Annotated in this window: 16 protein-coding genes; 11 read left to right on the plus strand and 5 right to left on the minus strand. The window is 67.5% G+C overall.

Features of this window, described 5'->3' with window-relative positions; translation table 11 throughout:
• Positions 1-7 precede the first annotated feature (7 nt).
• Positions 8-646 (minus strand): bifunctional 4-hydroxy-2-oxoglutarate aldolase/2-dehydro-3-deoxy-phosphogluconate aldolase, encoded by a 639-nt coding sequence (eda, locus tag AC5P65_RS19295; protein ID WP_111099265.1) that lies wholly within the window; start codon positions 644-646, stop codon positions 8-10.
• Positions 633-1,652, minus strand: a complete 1,020-nt coding sequence (locus AC5P65_RS19300; RefSeq protein ID WP_026346897.1) for a sugar kinase — start codon at positions 1,650-1,652, stop codon at positions 633-635. Before AC5P65_RS19300 ends, eda begins: the two co-directional genes overlap by 14 nt.
• 285 nt (positions 1,653-1,937) lie before the next feature.
• Here AC5P65_RS19300 and AC5P65_RS19305 point away from each other — a divergent pair, with 285 nt between their 5' ends.
• Both AC5P65_RS19305 and AC5P65_RS19310 read left to right on the plus strand, forming a co-directional pair.
• Positions 1,938-4,688: a TonB-dependent receptor gene (locus AC5P65_RS19305; RefSeq protein WP_029550752.1), complete on the plus strand. Its 2,751-nt coding sequence runs from the start codon at positions 1,938-1,940 to the stop codon at positions 4,686-4,688.
• Between the two features lie 138 nt (positions 4,689-4,826).
• Positions 4,827-8,630 carry a LamG-like jellyroll fold domain-containing protein gene (locus AC5P65_RS19310; protein WP_288041325.1) on the plus strand — a complete coding sequence of 1,268 codons (3,804 nt, stop codon included), beginning with the start codon at positions 4,827-4,829 and terminating at the stop codon, positions 8,628-8,630.
• 34 nt (positions 8,631-8,664) lie between these two features.
• Here AC5P65_RS19310 and AC5P65_RS19315 read toward each other — a convergent pair whose 3' ends face one another.
• From AC5P65_RS19315 to AC5P65_RS19325, 3 genes are read right to left on the minus strand one after another with little or no spacing between them, the layout of a single operon-like run.
• Positions 8,665-9,252 carry a cysteine dioxygenase family protein gene (locus AC5P65_RS19315; protein WP_111099263.1) on the minus strand — a complete coding sequence of 196 codons (588 nt, stop codon included), beginning with the start codon at positions 9,250-9,252 and terminating at the stop codon, positions 8,665-8,667.
• 51 nt (positions 9,253-9,303) lie between these two features.
• Positions 9,304-10,926 carry a carboxylesterase/lipase family protein gene (locus tag AC5P65_RS19320; RefSeq protein WP_111104104.1) on the minus strand — a complete coding sequence of 541 codons (1,623 nt, stop codon included), beginning with the start codon at positions 10,924-10,926 and terminating at the stop codon, positions 9,304-9,306.
• Positions 10,923-11,897, minus strand: coding sequence for an alpha/beta hydrolase (locus AC5P65_RS19325; RefSeq protein ID WP_021204622.1), 975 nt, complete (start codon positions 11,895-11,897; stop codon positions 10,923-10,925). The genes AC5P65_RS19320 and AC5P65_RS19325 overlap by 4 nt, the downstream gene beginning before the upstream one ends.
• A gap of 174 nt (positions 11,898-12,071) precedes the next feature.
• On the opposite strand from AC5P65_RS19325, the gene AC5P65_RS19330 reads away from it, so the two are divergent.
• The 9 genes from AC5P65_RS19330 to AC5P65_RS19370 all read left to right on the plus strand — a co-directional run bounded on the left by AC5P65_RS19330 (position 12,072) and on the right by AC5P65_RS19370 (position 21,549).
• Complete coding sequence (locus AC5P65_RS19330) at positions 12,072-12,899, plus strand: 2-keto-4-pentenoate hydratase (protein ID WP_180832947.1); 828 nt, start codon at positions 12,072-12,074, stop codon at positions 12,897-12,899.
• A gap of 40 nt (positions 12,900-12,939) precedes the next feature.
• Entirely contained in the window at positions 12,940-13,941 is a 1,002-nt protein-coding gene (locus AC5P65_RS19335; protein ID WP_180832949.1) for a TRAP transporter substrate-binding protein, read from the plus strand.
• A 10-nt stretch (positions 13,942-13,951) separates the two neighbouring features.
• Entirely contained in the window at positions 13,952-14,482 is a 531-nt protein-coding gene (locus AC5P65_RS19340) for a TRAP transporter small permease (protein ID WP_019658831.1), read from the plus strand.
• Positions 14,483-14,485: 3 nt separating this feature from the next.
• Positions 14,486-15,769, plus strand: coding sequence for a TRAP transporter large permease (locus tag AC5P65_RS19345; protein WP_005421133.1), 1,284 nt, complete (start codon positions 14,486-14,488; stop codon positions 15,767-15,769).
• A 17-nt stretch (positions 15,770-15,786) separates the two neighbouring features.
• Positions 15,787-17,376, plus strand: a complete 1,590-nt coding sequence (locus tag AC5P65_RS19350; protein WP_164145005.1) for a family 43 glycosylhydrolase — start codon at positions 15,787-15,789, stop codon at positions 17,374-17,376.
• Between the two features lie 39 nt (positions 17,377-17,415).
• Complete coding sequence (locus AC5P65_RS19355; protein ID WP_019337388.1) at positions 17,416-18,474, plus strand: LacI family DNA-binding transcriptional regulator; 1,059 nt, start codon at positions 17,416-17,418, stop codon at positions 18,472-18,474.
• A 197-nt stretch (positions 18,475-18,671) separates the two neighbouring features.
• The gene (gene kduI, locus AC5P65_RS19360; RefSeq protein ID WP_019337387.1) at positions 18,672-19,520 is read left to right on the plus strand and encodes a 5-dehydro-4-deoxy-D-glucuronate isomerase; all 849 of its coding nucleotides are present in this window, start codon (positions 18,672-18,674) and stop codon (positions 19,518-19,520) included.
• A 71-nt stretch (positions 19,521-19,591) separates the two neighbouring features.
• Positions 19,592-20,347: a 2-dehydro-3-deoxy-D-gluconate 5-dehydrogenase KduD gene (gene kduD / locus AC5P65_RS19365; RefSeq protein WP_005421125.1), complete on the plus strand. Its 756-nt coding sequence runs from the start codon at positions 19,592-19,594 to the stop codon at positions 20,345-20,347.
• A gap of 101 nt (positions 20,348-20,448) precedes the next feature.
• The gene (locus tag AC5P65_RS19370) at positions 20,449-21,549 is read left to right on the plus strand and encodes a GDSL-type esterase/lipase family protein (RefSeq protein ID WP_180832951.1); all 1,101 of its coding nucleotides are present in this window, start codon (positions 20,449-20,451) and stop codon (positions 21,547-21,549) included.
• The last annotated feature ends 150 nt before the right edge of the window (positions 21,550-21,699 follow it).

Genomic DNA, 21,699 nt, shown 5'->3' on the forward strand with positions numbered 1-21,699 from the left:
GTCGGGTTCAGCTGGCCAGCACCGAGGCCTCGCGGGCGAGGCGCTCGATGGCCTCCCAGTCGCGGGTCTGCAGCAGTGCCGGCGTGGTCAACCACGAGCCACCCACGCACAGCACGTTGGGCAGGTGCAGGAACTGCGGCGCGGTCTGCGCGCTGATGCCACCGGTCGGGCAGAAGCGCACGTCGGCGAATGGACCGTGCCAGGCCGCCAGCAGCGCGGCACCGCCGGCCTGCACGGCGGGAAAGAACTTGAACGTGTCTTGGCCGTGCTCCAGGCCCAGGATCAGGTCCGAGGCCGTGGCCGCACCGGGCAGGTACGGCAGGTCGGCATCGCGCGCGGCCGCGTACAGTGCCGGCGTGGCGCCGGGGGACACCGCGAAACGCGCTCCGGCCTGCTTCGCCGCCTGCATCTGTGCCGGGGTAAGCACGGTGCCGGCACCGATCACCGCGTCCGGTACGGCCTCGACCATGGCCGTGATCGCGTCCAGCGCCTGCGGCGTGCGCAGGGTCACTTCGATCACCGGCAGGCCGCCGCGGAACAGAGCCTGGGCCACTTCGACCGCGTCATTCACGTTTTCGGGGGTGTACACCGGAATCACCGGTGCCAGTTTCAGGACCGCGCGTACGCGCGGATCAGCGGCGGACATCGAATCGCTCCTCGCCCATCAGGGCCAGCACGTCAGCTTCGCTGACAGGATTGAAATCGCCGGGGATGGAGTGCTTCAGCGCCCCGGCGGCCAGGCCGAACCGCACGGTGGCGTCGGCATCAAGGCCGGACAGGATGCCATGCAGGATGCCGGCCGCGAAGGCATCACCGCCACCGATGCGGTCGACGATGCCCTGCAGATGACGCAGTGGGGCCTGTGCGCGGGTTCCGTCGCAACCCAGCAACACAGCGCCCAGCACATGGTGGTCCACGCTCAGCACCTGCCGCTGCGTGCAGGCCATCCACTGCAGTTGCGGAAAGGCACCGAACGCGGCGGCAGCGGCCGCGTCGATCCGCTCCATCAGGTCCGGCTGGGTGAAGCGGGTGCCCAGTACGACCTCCATGTCGCGGTAATCGGCGAACACGATGTCGGCCTGCGCGAACAGTTCGCGCAATACCGCCTGCGCATCGCCTCCCCAGCGCTGCCAGAGGCGGGGCCGGAAATTGCCGTCGAAGGAGACGCGGACACCGGCCTGTCTTGCCGCGCGCGCCGCCGCCAGCGTGGCCGCCGCCACGTGCGGGCCCAACGCCGGGCTGACCCCGGAGACGTGCAGCCACTGCGCGTCCTGCAGCAGCGCTGGCCAGTCGTAGTCGGCTGCAGTGCTGCGCGCGAACGCCGAATCCGCGCGGTCGTAGACCACTTCGCTCGCGCGCTGTACCGCGCCGGTGGTGAGGAAGTACAGGCCCATGCGGCCCTCGGCGTCCTCGCGCACACCGCGCGTATCCACGCCGTGCCGCCGCAGTTCACCCAGTACATGCGCCCCCAGCGCATTGCCGGCCACGGTGCTGACCATGGCCACCTGATGTCCAAGCCGGGACAGCGAGACACCCACGTTGGCTTCGGCCCCTCCCACATGGACCTGGAGTTGCGGCGACTGCAGCAGCAGTTCGTTGCCGGGGGCACCCAGGCGCAGCAACAACTCTCCAAAACACACGATACGACCCATCTCAGCTCCTTCACGCGTGCCACCAGCATGGGACACTGCATGGCGTGTAAGTGGACCACGCGAGGGGCGTGGCGATTGGCTAGCGGTGTCATTCTAGACCGAAGACGCCTTGAGAGCGCTTGGGCGATATGTCGAAACCTTTGTCCTGCAAGCGTCTTGGAGACATTGCAAATCTGTTGCGGTGCAAGATGCCCGATCCCGGTGGTGCTGCTAACGTCGGTTTTGACTAGCGGTGTCATTTCGCCGCGCAGCTGCGATACCAGACCTTTGGGAGAGGGGAAAGGCATGCAATCTCGGATCCATGGAAAAAAGACACCGGTTACCTTGCTGGCCCTGGGGGTGGGACTCGCCCTGTCCACCAGCGCGGCCGCCCAGCAGCAGACCGCTACCGACCTGGACACGGTGAACGTCACAGGCTATCGCGCCAGTGTCGAAAAGGCGCTGGACATCAAGCGCGGCGAGGCCGGTGTGGTCGATGCCATCGTCGCCGAAGACATCGGCAAGTTTCCCGACCTCAATCTGGCTGAATCGCTGCAGCGCATTCCGGGCGTGGTGATCACGCGCGAAGCCGGCGAAGGCCGCAACATCTCGGTGCGCGGCCTGGGCCCGGATTTCACCCGCGTGCGCATCAATGGGATGGAAGCGCTGACCACCGTCGGCGCCGGTGACCAGAGCGGTGGTACCAACCGCGGCCGCGGTTTCGACTTCAACGTGTTTGCCTCGGACCTGTTCTCGCAGCTGGTGGTGCGCAAGACCGCCTCGGCCGACGTCGAGGAAGGCTCGCTGGGTGCCACTGTCGACCTGCGCACCGCGCGCCCGTTCGACTACGACGGCTTCACCTTCGCCGCAAGCGGCCAGGCCGGCTACAACCAGATGGCCGAAAAGGCCGACCCGCGGCTGGCCGCGCTGGTCTCCAACACCTTCGCCGATGGTACCTTCGGCGCCCTCCTGTCGGTGGCCTACTCCGAGCGCCAGGCACTGGAGGAAGGCTCCAACACCGGCCGCTGGGCCAACGGCCCGAGCAATGGCAACTTCGCTGCGTCATCGCCGTTCGCCGCCGCACGCGCCGCTGATGTATTCCACCCGCGCTTCCCGCGCTACGTGCAGATGGAACACGAGCAGAAGCGCCTGGGCGTGACCGGCTCGCTGCAGTGGAAGCCCAGCGATGCCAGTGAAGTATCGCTGGACATGCTGTACTCGAAGATCGATGCCACCCGCGACGAGCAGTACATCGAAGCGATTTCCTTCAGCCGTGGCAGCAGCAGCACCCCGCGCCTGGTCGGCAAGCCGAGTACCATCGTCAGGAACGGCGAGATCCGCAACGGCGCGCTGCTGTACGGTGAATTCGACAACGTCGACATCCGTACCGAGAACCGCCACGACGAGTGGAGCACCGAGTTCAAGCAGATCAGCCTGAACGGCCAGCACCGTTTCGGCGACGACTTCACCGTGTCCGGCAAGCTGGGCATCTCGCGCTCCAGGCACGAGAATCCAGTGCAGACCACCGTCATCATGGACAAGTACGACGTCAAGGGCTACAGCTACGACTACCGTGGCAACAGCCGCTTCCCGATCCTAAACTACGGCATCGACCCGACCGACCCCAACGGTTGGGAACTGGCGGAAATCCGCCTGCGCCCGCAGTACGTGGACAACGACTTCGATACCGGCCAGATCGACTTCAACTGGAACATCAGCCCCGGCTTCCGCCTGAAGGGCGGCGTGCTTGCCAAGGACTACACGTTCAAGACCACCGAACTGCGCCGTGCCAGCGAACTGGCCGTGCCGACCTTCGCCAGCGGCAGCAGGATCGTGCCCGTGGACATGATCAACCAGGCCGGCCTGAAGGGCATCAATGGCAATCCATCCAACTGGGTGGTGCCGAACCTGGATGCAATCGCCGACCAGTTCGACATCTACAGCAACAGCGGCATCTATGCCGTCGCGCCGCGCGCCAACAACGTGCGCAGCGTGGAAGAGAAGGACCGTGGTGCCTACCTGATGGGCGAGTTCAGCACCGAAATCGGCTCGCTGCCGCTGTCGGGCAACTTCGGCGTGCGCTACGTGCGCACCAGGCAGACCTCCACCGGGCTGTCGACGCTGGCCAGTGGTACCACCTCCACCACCGCCACCCGCACCTACGATGACACCCTGCCCTCGTTCAACCTGGTGGCCGAGGTCACGCCCGATTTCCTGATCCGCCTGGGTGCGGCCAAGGTCATGACCCGCCCGGGCCTGGGCAGCCTGACGCCAGGTGCAACCGTGGCCGTGGCCGGTGGTGCGCGCACCATCTCCAGCGGCAATCCCAACCTGGACCCGACGCGCGCCACCAATGTCGACCTGGGCTTCGAGTGGTACTTCGCCGAAGGCGCGATGGCGGGCCTGGGCCTGTTCTACAAGGACATCGAGACCTCGGTCCAGACCCTGCGCGAGAACCGCCCGTACACCGACAGCGGCCTGCCTGCCGAACTGCTGACCGGTACCGGCGCCTCGCCCACCGACGACTTCACCTTCACCCGGCCAGTCAATACCCCCGGCGGTGAGCTGTACGGCGCCGAGGCGAACTACACCCAGCCCTTCACTTTCCTGCCGGGCAAGTGGTCGAACCTGGGCGTGCAGCTGAACTACACCTGGGTCGAATCGAAGATCCAGTACATCAACTCGGCTGGCCAGCCGGTGATGAAGAACGATCTGCTGGGCCTGTCCAAATCGTCATGGAACGCAACGCTGTTCTACGAAGGCGAGACCTTCGCTGGCCGCGTCTCCGCCACCAACCGCGATGACTACCTCACCCAGGTGCCCGGTCAGGAAACCGGCTTCAACCTGGACGGCTACCACGGCATGACCGGCACCACGGTCATTGATGCGTCCATCCGCTACAAGATCAGCGACCAGCTGGAACTGAGCCTGGAAGGCATCAACCTGACCAACGAAGCCTCGGATGAATGGGTGTACTCGCCCGCCACCGGCCGCCTGCCACTCCAGTACACCGAAACCGGCCGCCAGTTCCTGCTGGGCGTGCGCTACAAGTTCTGAGCAACGCCGGCGGCGCGTACCGATACGCGCCGCGGTTCGCCATGACCGCTGCTGCGCCGCAAGGTGCCGCTGCGGCGTGGCCTTGCTACGGTCCGGCGGCCCGCCGCCGGCCGTCGCCCGTTGAAAGGAAATGTCTCCATGCCGCACCGCACGACCGTGTCCCGCTGCCTGCTGCTGGCAGTGGCCCTGGCTGCAGGCCCCGCGACGGCCGCCGCCGATGTCCCCACCCTGCTCTTCCATGTGGATGCCAATCACGGCCTGCAGGCCGTGACCGCTCACGGTGAGGCCGTAGCGAACTTTCGCGACAAGGTCGCGGTGGTCGACGACGGCCAGCATGGCAAGGCCATCCAATGGGAAGACGACGGCGTGCTTGCCTGGGACGCGCCGGGCAACATCCTGGCCCAGCGCGGCACGCTGGCCTTCGACTGGCGTTCACGCTACGCGGTGGGTGAAGCGCCGTTCGTGATCTTCCGCGTCGGCTACGCCGACCACAGCAGCTGGGACATGGCCTGGCTGCGCATCGACTGGAACGGGCACGGCTTCGATGCCTTCGTCACCGATGCCAACCTGGCACGCACACGCGTGTCGTTCCGCATGGATGCACTGCCGCGTCCCGACCAGTGGTTGCACCTGGCCTTCGCCTGGGATGAGGACCACGGCGTGCGCCTGTTCATCGATGGCCGCGAAGTGGCGCGCGCGCAGGCCACCGGCAATTACGATGCCGCGCTGGACCAGCTCGGCCTTGCCGGGCGGGTAATGGCACCGTACCAGGTGCAGAGTCGCTACAACTTCCTGCGTGGGAGCGATTTCCAGCACATCCGGGTCTACGACCGCATGCTGGATGCGCCGGCGGTGGCAACGCTGGCGCGCGGCCGCGAGCCAGCCAGCGCCGTGGCGATCGGCGATGGCACGCGCGCCTGGCGCCACCGCTTCGGCTGGGAAGGGGCTGCACCCCCAGCGTTGGCGGCCGGCGGCACCCGCATCCGCAAGATCGAATTCGCCGACACCCGCGACCTGAAGGCGTGGATGTGGAAGGCCACCGATGGCATCGCCGAAACCACCTGGCCGGGCGTGTACAACCGCTCGCGCCTGCCCGGCCGCAATGACTACTTCCAGCTTCCGGACTGGAACACCTATGTGGAAGGCGGCCAGCACCTGGACCTGACCCTGCCGGCCACCGAAACGGTGAACCGGGTGGAGATCCGTGGTGCGGCCTTCGGCACCCTTTCCCACGGGCCCGACGCCGGACATGCCACCGACGTGCTGGTCACGCGCCCGCGCGGCGTGGTGCGCAGCGTCGACGACATTGCCGCGCAGCGCGGCGGCGTGCTGCGTTTCAGCAACGTCGAGCAGGAAACACCGATCCAGGAAATCTGGGCCTACCACGTGAGCGAGGGCACCGAGCCGGAAGGCACGGTGAAGCAGACCTACATCATCGACAGCCGGGCGCTGCCCGACTACACCAACCTGGACGCATTGCGCCGCTACATCGACGGACGTTTCCCGGCCGCCGAACGCAGCACGGTGATGGCGCTGCCGAAGGGCGCTGGTTCCCGCCGCCGGGATGCCGGCACCCTGCCCGCACATCCGCAGCCGATCGTGCACGTGCTGATTCCTTCCGGGGTGGGTGACGCGCCGGCCAACCAGCCGCTGATCCGCAGCTGGGCCTACAGCTGGGAGAACATGCACGACGGCCTGGACGGCGTGGCCATCGACCTTCCCGCGCTGGACCTGCCGCCCACCCACGATGGACTGATCCCGCTGAACATCCGCATCAAGGATCCGATCTGGCCGGCGCGCGACATGATCGATGTATCGGTGTCGGTGCCGCCACGGCAGGCGCGCACGCTGTGGCTGGACCTGCGCGATCGCATCCTCACCCCGGACAGCCTGTGGCTGAGCATCGCCTCGGCCGCACCAGGCTTCGATGCCGATGCCCTCGACGGTGCGCAGGTCCGGCTGGTGTTCAAGCCGCGTGCCGACGCGCTGAAGGAGCACGTGGCCGACCGCTTCAACCAGGTCCGCGACAACTGGGGCTTCCTGGTGGAAGAGCACACCACGTCCAAGCGCCAGCGCCTGTACGCGCGCGTGTACGCGGACCTGAGCGACCTGCTGCGGGTGGATCCGGACCATGAACTCGGCCGCCTGTACTGGAACTACATCAGCTACAACAGCCAGGGCCGCCCGCCCTACACGGCGCCTGCCGTGCCCAGGGGCGTGCCGGCGTGGGCATTCAACCAGGTGCAGGACCTGGCGCAGGTGCGGCAGTTCGTCGACTGGTGGATCGACGAACGGCAGGTGGCCTACGGTGACTTCGGTGGTGGCATTTCGGACGATTCCGACCTGACCCAGCAGTGGCCGGGGCTGGCCCTGATGGGCGTGCAGCCGGATCGATTGAACGCCTCGCTGACCGCGCTGTCCGACGCGGTGTACCGCAACGGCATGTTCAGCAACGGCTTGAGTACCATCGAGACCGACGAGCTGCATTCCTATGAGGAAGGCATCAACACCAACAGCGCCATGCTCTACCTCAACTGGGGCGATCCGCTGACGCTGGAACGCCTGATGGAAACGGTGAAGGCCTTCGACGAGCGCATCATCCTGCGCAACCCGCAGGGCCACCTGCTGTTCTCCAGCAACTGGTTCGGTGGCAACAAGGTCTACCGCGAACCGAACTGGCAGTGGCAGAAGCCGTATTCTTTCCCGGTGCTGCACCCGGCGTTCCTGCTGGGCCAGTACAACGCCGATCCCACCGGCCGCGGGCTGGTGATCGGCCTGGCCGATGGCTATCTGGCCCACGCAGGCAAGGACGACAAGGGACGCTTCACCCTGCCCAACGAGATCAACTGGGCCAGCGGTGCCACCCGCGGCGGCGAGTTGAACAACGGCTCCGGCAGTGGCGACACGATGCACACCTTCTGGGCGGCGTGGCGCTGGAGCGGCGATGCGAAGTACCTGCAGGCACTGGACTACCGCGTGGCCCGTGGCGGTCCGGGCGCACTGGCCAACCTGGGCGAGAACGTCGTGGACGTACTGGGCCGGCAACAGGACTGGTATCCGCTGCTGCGCGCCGAGGCCGACGCGGGAAAAACCGGCTTCGCCAGCCTGATGGCCTGGCAGGCCAGCGGCGACAGGTCATACATCGCCGCCCTGCATGCCGACGGCCTGCAGGCGAAAGTGCAGCGCGCGTACATGAACACCGAGGGCCACTGGTGGTCCGACCGCGTGGAAGCGCCCAGTGAATTCCTCCAGCGCGCACGCCTGGGTGGGATCGCGCTGAAGCGCAACCAGAGTTGGCCCGGCCACACCGTCAGCTGGCGCTTCGACCGCGATGGAGCGGCCGAACAGGTCGCCCTGCTGGTGCATGCGCCGTCGCGTGAACGTTTCACCGTTACCAGCTACAACCTGGGCACGCGCACCATCGGCGCCGACATGACCGGCTGGAACGTGGCCAGCGGGACCTGGCGGATACGCAGCGGCGTGGATGCCGATGGCGATGGCCACATCGACGGCACGCCCGCCGAACGCCGCGTACAGCTGGAAACCAGCGCTTCGGTGGCGCTGCAGTTCCGTCCCGGGCGTACCGAGGTGTTCGAGTTCGAACGCGTGTCCGAGGGAACACCGGTGGAAACACGGCCGGACCTGGGCGTGGGTCGCGGCGACGTACGCATCGACGGCAGCCAGCTGCAGGTGACCGTGCACAGCCTGGGCCATGTCGGCACCGGCGTGGCCGTAGCAATGCTGGAAGACGCGCGCGGTCGCGAGATCGCCCGCACGGACGTGCCGGCACTGGGGGCACCCCGTGACCTGCAGCCGAAGACCGTGCAGGTCTGGCTGCCGTTGCCGGCCGGTGACCGCAGCGGCCTGCGCGTGCGCGTGGCGCTGGCCGACGGTGGCGAGGAAGTGACCCGGCTCAACAACGTGGTCGGCGTGCCGCGATGATGCCTGCATTACGCCGGGCGTGATCCGGCGTGGGTCAGGACGCCTCGGTCTCCAGCCGTTTCATCCGGCGCTGGTACCAGCCATCATCCAATGGCTCGAACACCGCGCTGCGTTCCATCACGCCCTCGTAGACATGCAGCGACACGGCCACGTCCGCGTCGCTGGCGTTGCACAGCGTGTGGTACTCGTGCGGCGGAATCAGGCTGCCGGCACTACCGCAGTGGCCGTACAGCGTGGGCTGGGCGGCAAAGCGATGACGTTCGCCATCCTGTTCAATCAGCGCATAGGGAGTGACGATCAGTTCGCCCTGCCAGACGCCTTCCACGCACCACATCGCATCGTGGTCGTGCAGCGGCGTGCCCTGGCCTGGGCCCCAGCACATGGCGATGACGCTGTAGCCCAGGGTCGGGCTGCGGTGCAGTTCACGGCGTGCGTAATGCCCTTCGACCGGGCGCCGCACGCAGGGGGGCAGCTGGATGGACGGATCGACGATGGCCTCGCGCAGCACCTGCTGCAGCGCACCGGTGATGGCCTCCGGCGTGCCCAGCATCACCGCGGCATCGATCGCAGCGAACAGCCGCTCCCGGCCGGTGAATGACGGTGGCAAGGACATCGTTCCCATGCCCCGACTCTAGCCGAGAGGGGTTAACAGAATGTTTGCACCGCGGTGTCATCACTGCGTGCCGCGCTGCACGAACGGTACTTTTGCATACAGCGCACGTTCGCCGGCACGAGGATCGTCCACCACGCTGCTCTGGCGATCAAACAGCATGGTCTGCCGCCGGGGCAGCGCGTAGGGGGGCCATTGCGGCATTCCGCGATGATTGGGGTCGCCGTTGCGCGCGAAGGCGATCAGTGCGTCGCTCATTGTCGCCGCCAGCGTATGCGCGTCCGCGCCGCCACCGGTGCGTGCGCCGGGCAGGCCGGCGTTGTCGAACACCAGCGGGATGTCCAGCGTGTGGAAGGCGCGCAGCCGGCCTTGCTCCACCGGTGAGCCCCAGTCCAGCTGGTAGGCCCAGGTGGGCGCGGCCCCGCTGGGCTGGCGCGCACGCGCTTCCAGCTCCTCCACTGCGCCGCGCCAGGAACGTCCTGCGGTAGTGGCCGCGAAGAACACCTCCGAAGGCGTGTAATGCGGGTACAGGCGCCGGTACTCGGCGATCACCGTCTGCGGCAGCAGATCCACGAACTGCTGGCGTTGCAGCTGTGCCGGCAGCGTCTCCCAGGTCAAGGTGAAGTTGGCCGGATCGTTGCCGAGGAAGGCACGGGTCTCGTCGCGCGTATTGCCGATGACCATCGGAATGCTGGCCGACTGCCGCGGCGCCTGCGGCCAGAACGGATGCACCGGAAGGGAGACTTCGTCCAGTACCGGCCCGAAGTACAGCGACGTGCTTTCCACCCGCGATGGATCGCGGGCACGGGTGGCTGCAAGCAGATCCGTGGCCGGGAGCCGCAGCAGGGCAGACAGGTCCTTTGCACCCACTGCCTCCATTGCGATGGCAGCGCGCTGCGCGGCGGCACGCGGGCCGGCCGCGGTGACCTGCTGCCCGCTCATCGTCCACGCGCGCTGGAACAGGCCGCGTGCCGCCGGCATCGCCATCAGCGTGGCGATCTTGGCGCCGCCCCCGGACTGGCCGAACACGGTGATGTTTCCAGCGTCACCGCCGAAGATCGCCGCGTGCTCGCGCACCCACTGCAGCGCCTGCACCAGGTCGAGCTGGCCGACATTCCCCGACGCGGCGTAGCGTGCGTCGCCAAGTGCGCCCAGGTACAGGTAACCGAAGGTGTTCAGCCGATGATTGAGGGTCACCACCACCACATCGCCGCGGCGGCACAGCGCACTGCCGTCGTACAGCGGATCGCTGCCGGAGCCGTTGTTGAACCCACCCCCGTGTATGTAGACCAGCACCGGGCGGCGACCGCCATCCCCCAGTGCGGGGGTCCAGACGTTGAGGAACAGGCAGTCTTCGCTGCCGGGGCCTTCCGCGCCGCCCTGCGGTGCGGCCGCGCCATAGTCCAGTGCATCGGCGATCCCGTTCCATGCCGCTTCCCGGCGTGGTGGCTGGAAGCGATGGGTGCCGGTATCGGCGCCGTAGCGCACGCCGCGGAATACCAGCACGCCTTGTTCATGCTGGCCGCGCAGGCGCCCCCCGCGCACGCGGACGATCGGCAGGCGTTCGTCGCGTGCAGCGGGCATCGCCGCTGCCGGCAGTGCCACCAGCGTGGCCGTGGCCAGCGCCCAGCGCGCGCTGTCGCGCAGGAAACGGCGGCGCTGCAGATCGTCGGGTGCTCCCGTCATCGGCTGCGCTCCGCATCCTTTCCTGCTGTCAGCCATGCCTGCGCCAGCGCTGGCCACTGCGCCAAGGTGGAGCCGGGCTGCAGGCGCATGCCGAAGCCGTGGCCACCATGGGCGAACACATGCAGTTCGTGCTCGACGCCCGCCCTGGCCAGCGCCTGCGCCATCACCTCGCTGTTGTGCACGCTGACCACGCGATCGTCGTTGGCATGGATCAGCATCGTCGGCGGCATGTCCGCACGCACGTGCTCCTGCACCGAGTACTGCGTCGCCAATGCGGGGTCAGGGCGCTCGCCCAGCAATCGCCCGCGCGAACCACTGTGCGCATGCGCGCCCATGTCGATGACCGGGTAGACCAGCACCGCCCGTGCCGGGCGCGCGCTCAGCTGATCGATCGCATCGCGTGCGGGATAGACCGGCGCATCGAAGCCGGTGGCCAGCCGCGCAGCCACGTGGCCGCCGGCGGAAAAGCCCATGACCGCCACATTGTCCGCCTCCAGGCCGCGGCGCGCGGCCTGGTCGCGCACGACCCGCAGCGCACGCTGGGCATCGGCCAGCGCCGCCTGGCGGTCCCTGCCCGGCTGCGGCAGGCGGTAGCGAAGCACGAACAGGGTGAAGCCTGCCCGCTGCACCCAGTCCGGCACCAGCGCGCTGCCCTCCTTGTCGATTACCACCCGCTGGTAGCCGCCGCCCGGAATGACCAGCACCGCCTGCCCGTTCGGACGTGGCGGCGCGTGCACGATCATGTATGGCGCATCGATCCCGTCCACGAACCGGTCCGGATGGGCCGGATCGGCGCTGCGCTCAACCACCCGCGCCTTCCGTGCCGGAGCGCTCTGGCCAGGTACCTGGCCGTCCGGCCACAGCGGCAGGCGTTCGCCCGCCACCTCCCCGGCAAGCCGCTGGCCGTCGCGCAGCGGGACGTCGCTGGCACGTGCCGGGGCAAGCGTCAACAGAACGCACAGGAACAGCACAAGAGGGGGCAGACGCATGGCGGACCGGGCTCCAGCGAAGGGTGGGCAGCGTGCCGCAGGCGCCCCGGAAGCGGGTGTGATGCGCTGCGGCTTGCGTGATGACACCGGTTTACCATATACACCTCCTGCAGACGCTGTCGATGGGCAGTGCAACAACGCAGAGGGAGACCGTTCTTGAGCAACGAACACGGCACACAGGGGCAGAGGCCGGCGCCGGACGGTGCAGCCGCCATCGCCCGCGCCTTCACCGATGCACGCCGCGCAGGCAAGGCCCTGCCCGCGTTCCCCGGAGAGATCCCCGTCGATCTGGTGGCTGCCTACCACGCGCAGGACCAGGCCATTGGCCTGTGGAGCGATACGGTGGTCGGCTGGAAGGTGGGTTACATCGCTGCCGAGCGCCGCGACGGCTCCGGCGATGAGCGCCTGCTGGGGCCGATCTTCAAACGTCAGCTCTGGAATGATACCGGTGGAACAACCGACATCCCGGTCTTCGTCGGGGGCTTCGGCGCAGTCGAAGCAGAGTACGTGCTGGAGCTGTTGGAGGACGCGCCGGCCGGAGAGCTGGACTGGTCCCCGGAACAGGCCGAAGCGCTGCCTGCGCGCCTCTATATCGGCGTGGAAGTGGCCAGCAGCCCGCTGGCCACCATCAACGAACTTGGTCCGCGCGTGGTGGTGTCCGACTTTGGCAACAACAACGGCCTGGTGCTGGGCCCGGAGATCGTCGACTGGACCGCACGCGACGAAAACTCGCTGCGTGCCGAGACACTGATCGAAGGTGAGGTGGTCGGCACCGGTGGCGCCACCCGCCTGCCCGGTGGCCTGCGCGCGGCCTATGCCTTTGCGCTGTCCCGTTCGGCCCTGCGTGGCCGGCCGCTGCGCAAGGGCGACCTGATCGCCACCGGCAATGCCACCGGCATCCACGATATCGAGGCAGGACAAACGGCGCTGGTGCGCTTTGCCGGCTTCGGTGACATTGCCTGCCGGGCCGTGCCCGCGGGATGACCGCGGGGCTGCCCTGGTGAACACGCGCGGGAGGGCGCAGATGATCACACGACGTAACTTCCTGGCCGGTGGCGCTGCTGCCCTGGCCACCCCGATGCTCGCCGCCTGTGGCCGCGGGCCGGGCGGCGATATGGCCGGTGGCGCGCTGTTGACCGCCACCGACGTGCATGTGGCCGACTACCCTACCGTCACCGCGGTGAAGTGGATCGGCGAAACGCTGCAGCGCGAAACCAACGGTCGCCTGCGCCTGCGCCAGTACCACTCCGGCCAGCTGGGCCGCGAATCCGAGGCGATCGACATGGCGCGCTTCGGTGCCATCGATATCACCCGCGTGTATGCCGGTGCGCTGAACAATGCCTTTCCGCTGACCCAGGCGCTGTGCCTGCCCTACGTGTTCACGTCGGTGGCGCACCAGCGTGCCGCGCTGGATGACGGCGTGGCCGAAGCCGTGCTGCGCGGCTTCCAGGGCCGCGGCCTGGTCGGCCTGGCGATCTACGATTCCGGTGCACGCTGCTTCTACAACACCAAGCACCCCATCGTTTCGCCCAAGGACCTGCACGGCCTGAAGCTGCGCGTCGCCTCATCGGACATCTTCATCCAGCTGATGCGCCTGCTCGGCGCCAATCCGACGCCGATGTCGCTGGGCGACACGTTCTCCGGGATGGAAACCCACATGATCGACGGCGCCGAGAACAACATGCGCAGCTTCCATTCCAGCCGCCACTTCGAAGCGGCGCACTACTGGTCGCAGAGCGACCACTCGTACGCGCCGGACGTGTTGCTGATGTCGCGCTCCAGTTTCGAACGCCTGTCGCCTGACGACCGCCAGCTGCTGCTGCAGACCGCGCGCGCGTCGGTGAAGGTGATGCGCGAGCAGTGGGATGCGTCGGAGGACGCCGCACGCCGCGCCGTGCTGGCCTATGGGGTGAAAGCCAACGAGGTGGACATGCCCGCCTTCCGCACCGCCGCCCAGCCGCTGCTGCAGCAGTACCTGCAGCAGCCGGAGATCGCCGCGCTGGTCGACCGCATCCGCGCCGCCTGAGGACACTGCCATGATCGAGACGACGACGCCCGCCACCGGGCCTGGCCAGCGCCTGCTGGACCGCATCGCCGACATCGCCATCTACGGCGCCGTTGCTGCCCTGCTGGGGCTGGTGGTGGTGCAGGGCTGGCAGGTGTTCGCGCGCTACGTGATCAACGATTCGCCCAGCTGGACCGAGCCGGTCACGCTGCTGCTGCTGGCCACGGCGATGAGCCTGGGTGCCGCCTGCGGTGTGCACACCAACCGCCACTTCGGCTTCTTCCTGCTGCATGCCTACCTGGGCCCCGGCCTGCGCCGTGCGGTGGACGTGCTGGTGCAGCTGGTGGTGGCGGTGCTGGGAGGCTTCATCGCCTTCTGGTCGGGTGATCTGCTGCTCGACGGCCTGGACATCAAGACCGCCGGCGCCGACCTGCCGCAGAGCATCAACTACCTGCCACTGGCGGTGGGCGGCGGGCTGATGCTGCTGTTCGCGCTGAACCGTGCGTGGAACGCGCTGCAGGCCCGCGCCACCGGCGCCGAAGACGCTGAAGGAGATCGTTGATCCATGGGTATCACCATCCTGTTCTCCGTGTTTGCCGTGCTGCTGCTGCTCGGCGTGCCGGTGGCCTACGCGCTGGCCGCTGCCGCGCTGGCCACCCTGCTCTACCTGGATATCCCCAGCATCGTGCTGGTGCAGCAGATCTCGGCCGGTACCGGCTCGGCCTCGCTGATCGCCATTCCGTTGTTCATCTTCGCGGGCGAGATCATGATGCGCGGCGGCATCTCCGAGCGCCTGATCGCCCTGGCCTCGTCGCTGGTGGGGCGCTTGCGCGGTGGCCTCGGCCAGGTCTCGATCCTGTCTTCGCTGTTCTTCGGCGGCGTGTCCGGCTCGGCCATCGCCGACGTTTCGGCGGTCGGCGGCACGATGATCCCGCAGATGGTCAAGCGCGGCTACGACCGCGATTTCGCCGTCAACGTCAGCATCACCGCCGCGCTGGTGGCGCTGCTGGTGCCGCCGTCGCACAACCTGATCCTGTTCTCGGCCGCTGCCGGTGGGGGCCTGTCCATCGCCGATCTGTTCGCCGCCGGCATTGTCCCCGCGCTGCTGATGACGTTGGCGCTGATGGTCACCGGCTATGCGGTGGCGCGCCGCCGCGGCTATGGCGTGGAGGTCTTTCCCGGCTGGCGCGCCGTGGCCCTGCGCATCGTCTCCGCCCTGCCCGGCCTGGGCCTGGTCGCGCTGATCTTCATCGGTATCCGTGCCGGCATCTTCACCGCAGTGGAAAGCGCAGCCATCGCCGTGGTCTACGCCTTGCTGGTGACCACCGTGCTGTACCGGCAACTGCGCTGGCGCGAGTTCTTCGACACCGTCATCCACGCTGCGCGCAGCACGGGCGTGATCCTGTTCGTGATCGCCACCGCTGCCGTGTTTGGCTGGCTGCTGGCCTACCTGCAGGTGCCCGCGGCCGCCGTCGAGTTCCTGCAGTCGTTCGCGCACAGCCAGTTCATGGTGCTGCTGATGATCGTGGTGATGCTGCTGCTGCTGGGCACCTTCATGGACCTGGCGCCGATGATCCTGATCTGCACGCCGATCTTCCTGCCGGTGGCGCGCGCCTACGGCATCGATCCGATCCACTTCGGCCTGGTGCTGGTGCTCACCGGTGGCCTGGGTCTGGTCACGCCCCCGGTGGGCTCGGTGCTGTTCATCGGCACGGCCATCGGCAAGATCAGCGTGGGCCAGAGCATGCGCACGATCTGGCCGTTCTGGTTCGCCGCGCTCGCCGTGCTGCTGGTCGTGGCCTTCTTCCCCTCACTGTCGTTGTGGCTGCCCGCCGCGCTGCGCGGCTGAGCCACAAGGAGACTGCCATGCGTGCACTGTGTATCGCCGCCACCATCACTCTGCTTGTGCTGTTGCTGCCGGCACGGCCTGCACCCGCGGCGGAGCCCGCGCGCGCGCCGGCGCAGTGGGCGCGGGGGCTGGAACACCAGCGCCAGGCGGACCGGGGCGATGGCACGTTCCTCAATCCGGTGCTGGCCGGTGACCATCCGGATCCCTCGGTGCTCAAGGACGGGGACGATTACTACCTCACGCTGTCGTCGTTCGACGCCTACCCCGGCCTCCCGATCTGGCACTCGCGCGACCTGGTGAACTGGCAGCCGCTGGGACATGCGGTCACCCGCAACGTGGGGGCGATCTGGGCGCCGGACATCGTCAAGCATCGGGGGCGCTACTTCATCTACTTCCCGGCCCGCACCGGCGAGCGCCGCAGCAACTTCGTGGTCTGGGCCGATGACATCAAGGGCCCGTGGAGCGCGCCGATCGACATCGGCCTGGGTGGCTACATCGATCCCGGCCATGCAGTGGGTGAAGACGGCAAGCGCTACCTGTTCCTCAGTGGCGGTGATTACGTGCAGCTGGCCGACGACGGGTTGAGCGTGGTCGGCACGCCGAAACACGTCTATGACGGCTGGCGCTACCCGCAGGACTGGGACGTTGAGGCCTACGCGCAGGAAGGCCCGAAGATCCACGTCCGCGACGGCTGGTACTACATGACCACGGCAGTGGGCGGCACCGCCGGTCCGCCGACCGGGCACATGGTGATCACCGCGCGCTCGCGTTCGATCCACGGACCATGGGAGAACGCGCCCAACAACCCGATCACGCGCACGCAGTCGGCGGCCGAGCCCTGGTGGTCACGCGGCCACGCGACGGTGATCGAAGGGACCGATGGACGCTGGTGGATGATGTACCACGGGTACGAGAACGGCTTCTGGACGCTGGGTCGGCAGGCCCTGCTCGAACCGATCGAATGGACCGCTGACGGCTGGTTCCGGGCCACGGGCGGAGACCTTGGTCAGCCACTGCGCAAGCCGGCCGGACAGGCGCTGTCGCCGCATGGCATGGCGCTGTCGGATGATTTCCGCGGCAGCACGCTTGGCCCGCAGTGGGCGTTCTTCAACCCGGCGCAGGATGAGTACCGCCGGCTGGGTTTCAGTGGCAACGGCCTTGTCCTGCAGGGCAAGGGCAGTACGCCGCGCGACGCCTCGCCGCTGACCACCATCGCCGGCGACCGGGCCTATCAGTTCGAGGTGGAGATGGAGATCGCCCCCGGTGCAGTGGGCGGCGCGCTGCTGTTCTACAGCGACCGGCTGTACGCGGGCGTGGGCAGCAACGGCGAGTCGTTCATCATGCATCGCTACGGCGAGGAGCGCCCTGCCGGACCGGCCCCGGGCCGCGGCGGCCGGCTGTGGTTGCGGGTGACCAACAACCGCCACATCGTCACCTTCCACTCCAGCACCGACGGGCACACTTGGCAGAAGTATCCGGTTCAGATGGAAGTGTCCGGTTACCATCACAATGTCGCGGGCAGGTTCCTGGCGTTGAAGCCGGCGCTGTATGCGGCCGGCGACGGTGCGGTAACCTTCCGCAACTTCCGCTACCGCGCGCTGGACTGAGCGCGGAGCCGGAATCCCCAGACTTACCGGGTTCAAAACATGTCAGTGCGCAACAAGAACGATGCCGCTACGCCGGCATTGGCGAAGGGCAAGGCAGCCACCATCAACGACATCGCGCGACTGTCGGGTGTATCCAAGAAAACGGTTTCAAGAATCATCAACAACTCGCCACTGGTGCGCAAGGACACGCGCGACAAGGTGGAAGCGTTGATGCGTGAAGTGGGCTACACGCCCGATCCACTGGCCCGCGGGCTGGCGTTCCGCCGCTCCTTCCTGATCGGCATGGTCTACGACAACCCCACCGCGCAGTACATCGTGGACATGCAGTACGGCGCGCTGGATGCATTGCGTGGATCCAGTTTCGAGCTGGTGGTGCATCCCTGTGACAGCCGCAGCCCCGGCTACATCGAAGGCGTGCGTCGCTTCGTGCAGCAGCAGAAGCTGCACGGCGTGATCCTGGTGCCGCGTGCCTCGGAAGACCAGGCGCTGGCGGACATGCTCGATGAGATCGGCTGCCGGTTTACCCGCGTGGCAGCGCTGCCGCTGGACGAAAGCTCGCAGATGGTGGTTACCCATGACCGCGATGGTGCGGCCGAAGCCGCCGACTACCTGCTCTCGCTCGGCCACCGTGACATTGCCCTGGTGACCGGTCCCAGCGCCTACCGTTCGGCCCATGAACGTACCGCCGGCTTCATCGACGCACTGTCGCAACGCGGTATCGAGCTGCCGAAGGACCGCATCATCGAGGCCGGCTACACCTTCGAATCCGGTGTCGCCGCTGCCGAGAAACTGCTGCTGGGCAAGCGCCGCCCGACCGCCATCTTCACCGGCAACGATGAAATGGCCGCCGGTATCTACAAGGTGGCGCTGCGCGCGGGCATCAACATTCCGCGCCAGCTATCCATTGTCGGCTATGACGACAGCCCGCTTGCCTCGCGCCTGTGGCCCTCGCTGACCTCGGTGCGCCGGCACACGCGCGATACCGGACGCACCGCCGCGGCGATGCTGATCCAGCCCGAAGGCCAGGCCGCGCTGCCCATTGCCAGCGTGCGGCCGCACCTGATCGTCCGCGATTCCTGCCAGCCGCCGGAGGATTGATCCCCAAGGATCAATCCTGCAGGTCACGACCTCTGGTCGTGACACGCCCCTGCCCCATCCACCCGATCCACCGCGCCCTGCCCGGGCCATCCCGGCATCGTGCGACGCAAAATGACACCGGTTTCCTGTCTGGCTAGAATCGACCGTGAACCGCGCCGGGGCCGACCCGTCGGCCCGCCCCCCGCTCTGGAGACGCCATGTACAGCAAGACCCATTACGCCACCCATCCCGATGCCATCCACGGTGCCAGCAACGACCAGCTGCGTGACCTGTACCTGCTCGATGGCCTGTTCAACGCCGGTGCGGTGACCCTCAAGTACACCCACTACGAGCGCTTCGTGATTGGTGGCGCCGCCCCGGTGGACGCACCGCTTGCGCTGCCGACCCAGACCGAACCCGCTTCGGCCGCAGGCCACCCGTTCCTGGAGCGCCGGGAACTGGGCGTGATCAACGTCGGCAGCGGCACTGGTACGGTCACCGTGGATGGCACCGGCTACACGCTGGGTCCGAAGGACGGTCTGTACGTGGCCATGGGCAGCAAGGAGGTCGTGTTCGCCTCGCAGGACGCCGCCAACCCCGCCCAGTTCTATCTGGCCTCGACCCCGGCCCATGCCCGCTTCGAAACCAGGCAGCTGTCCATCAAGGACGCCGTTGCACTGGACCGCGGCGCGCTGGAAACCAGCAACGAGCGCACCATCTACCAGTACATCGTGCCGGCCACCTGCCAGTCCTCGCAGCTGCTGCTGGGCCTGACCGTGCTCAAGCCGGGCAGCGTGTGGAACACCATGCCGCCGCACCTGCACGACCGTCGCAGCGAGGTCTACTTCTACTTCGACCTGGGTGACAGCGACCGCGTCTACCACTTCATGGGCGAGCCGGCCGCGCAGCGTCACATCGTGATCCAGAACAACGAAGCGGTCGTGTCGCCGCCGTGGTCGATCCACATGGGCGCCGGCACCAGCAACTACGCCTTCATCTGGGCGATGGGTGGCGAGAACCTGGACTACACCGACATGCACGTGCTGGACATCTGCCAGCTCAAGTAAGCCCGCCTGGCCGCCGCGCACCGTGTGCCGGCCGTCGACACCGCTCGTCTCTATCAAGGAACGCATACGAAATGGCTAATCCCTTCAGCCTGGAAGGCAAGGTCGCTCTGGTAACCGGTGGCAATACCGGTCTGGGCCAGGGCATCGCCGTGGCACTGGCCGCCGCTGGCGCCGACGTGGCCGTGGCCGGCATCGCCCCGCCCACCGATACCATCGAAAAGATCACCGCGCTGGGCCGCCGCTGCCTGGCCATCGAAGCCAACCTGATCAGCATCGAGCCGGTGGCGCGCGTGGTCCGCGAGACCATCGAAGGCCTCGGCGGGTTGGACATCCTGGTCAACAACGCCGGCCTGATCCGCCGCGCCGATGCGGTGGACTTCAGCGAGCAGGACTGGGACGACGTGATGAACGTCAATCTCAAGTCCGCGTTCTTCATTTCGCAGGCCGCCGGCCGCCACTTCATCGAACAGGGCCACGGCAAGATCATCAACATCGCTTCGATGCTGTCCTTCCAGGGCGGTATCCGCGTGCCGTCGTACACCGCCAGCAAGAGCGGCATCGCCGGCATCACCCGGCTGCTGGCCAACGAGTGGGCGGGCAAGGGCATCAACATCAATGCCATCGCCCCGGGCTACATGGCCACCGACAACACCGCCCAGCTGCGCGCCGACGAAGCGCGCAACAAGGCGATCCTGGAGCGCATCCCGGCCGGTCGCTGGGGCACGCCGGATGACCTGGCCGGTGCGGCGGTGTTCCTGGCTTCGTCGGCGTCGGATTACATCAACGGCGCCGTGCTGCCGGTCGATGGTGGCTGGCTGGCGCGCTGACGCGTGATCCGCGGTGGTGCCGGCCGCTGGCCGGCGTCCTGGCAATGCTTCCGCCGTTCATGAGGTTGCCGGGCAGCGGCCGGCACTACCGGAGACCGGACATGCGCACCCTGTTGCCTTTGTTGTTGCTGCTGTCGTGCACCACCGCGCAGGCGGCGCCCGTGCGGGTCTTCATTGCCGGTGACTCCACTGCGGCCGCATACGGCCCCGAGCGCGCGCCGCAGGCCGGCTGGGGCCAGGCGCTGCAGAGCTACCTGGACCTGGCGCGCTTGGAGGTGCACAACCACGCCAAGGGCGGGCGCAGCACGCGCAGTTTCATCGAGGAAGGGCGCCTGGAGGCCATCGCCGCCGAGCTGCGCCAAGGCGACGTGCTGCTGATCCAGTTCGGCCACAACGATGCGAAGTTCGAAGACCGCACGCGCTACACCGATCCGGACAGCGACTACCCACGCCTGCTGATGCGTTACGTACAGGTGGCCCGCGCAAAGGGCGCCACGCCGGTGCTGGTCACGCCGGTGGCGCGGCTGCTGTACGACTTCGGTTCACTGCTGGATACGCATGGCCGCTACACGCAGTCGATGAAGGCGTTGGCCGCGCGCGAGCAGATTGCGCTGATTGATCTGAATGACCGCAGCATGCGCTGGATCCGCGCGCTGGGTGAGGAGGGCGCGCGACCCTACTTCCTGTTCGTGCCCGAACAGAACAAGGCCGACGGCACCCATTTAAGCGTGGCCGGCGCACATGCGGTGGCCTGCCTGGTAGTGCGCGAGGCGGTGCCGCTGCTACCCGCGCTGCAGCCGGCGCTGGTGCGGGATATCGACTGCGACGTGGTGGCGGAAGGGCAGGGTAGCGACCCAGCCCTGCCCTCGCAGGTGGTGCACGAAGACAGTGTTGTGCGCACGCAAGCAGGCCCGCACGGCGGTGCCGGCCCGACCACGGCGTATCCGTTCTTCGCCGATGCCGAAGGGCTGCCGTTCGTGCTGCGCAAGCGTGTGCTGCACAAAGGCGCGGGCATCGGCCTGCATCCGCAGCACAAGGACGAGATCTATTACATCGTCAGTGGGCAGGGCAGTTATGTGCTGGATGGCAGGCAGTACGACGTGCACGCCGGGCACGCGCTGCTGACCCGCAAGGGCAGCCACCATGCGCTGCAGCAGGTGGGTGAGGAGGATCTGGTGGTGCTGCTGGTGTACCCGCGCTGATTGAAACGTAGCCGAGCATGGGCTTGTATGTTCCTCCCGGCTCCTACGCGGTATGTAGGAGCCAGGGTGGAGGGACCGTCAACATGATATCTGCGGATAGCAGCCGACAGACGAGCCGAGCGATCCCCATCCCGCACCTTAACGTCGATA

Source organism: Stenotrophomonas sp. YJH_SMC_48-3, from assembly GCF_059369375.1.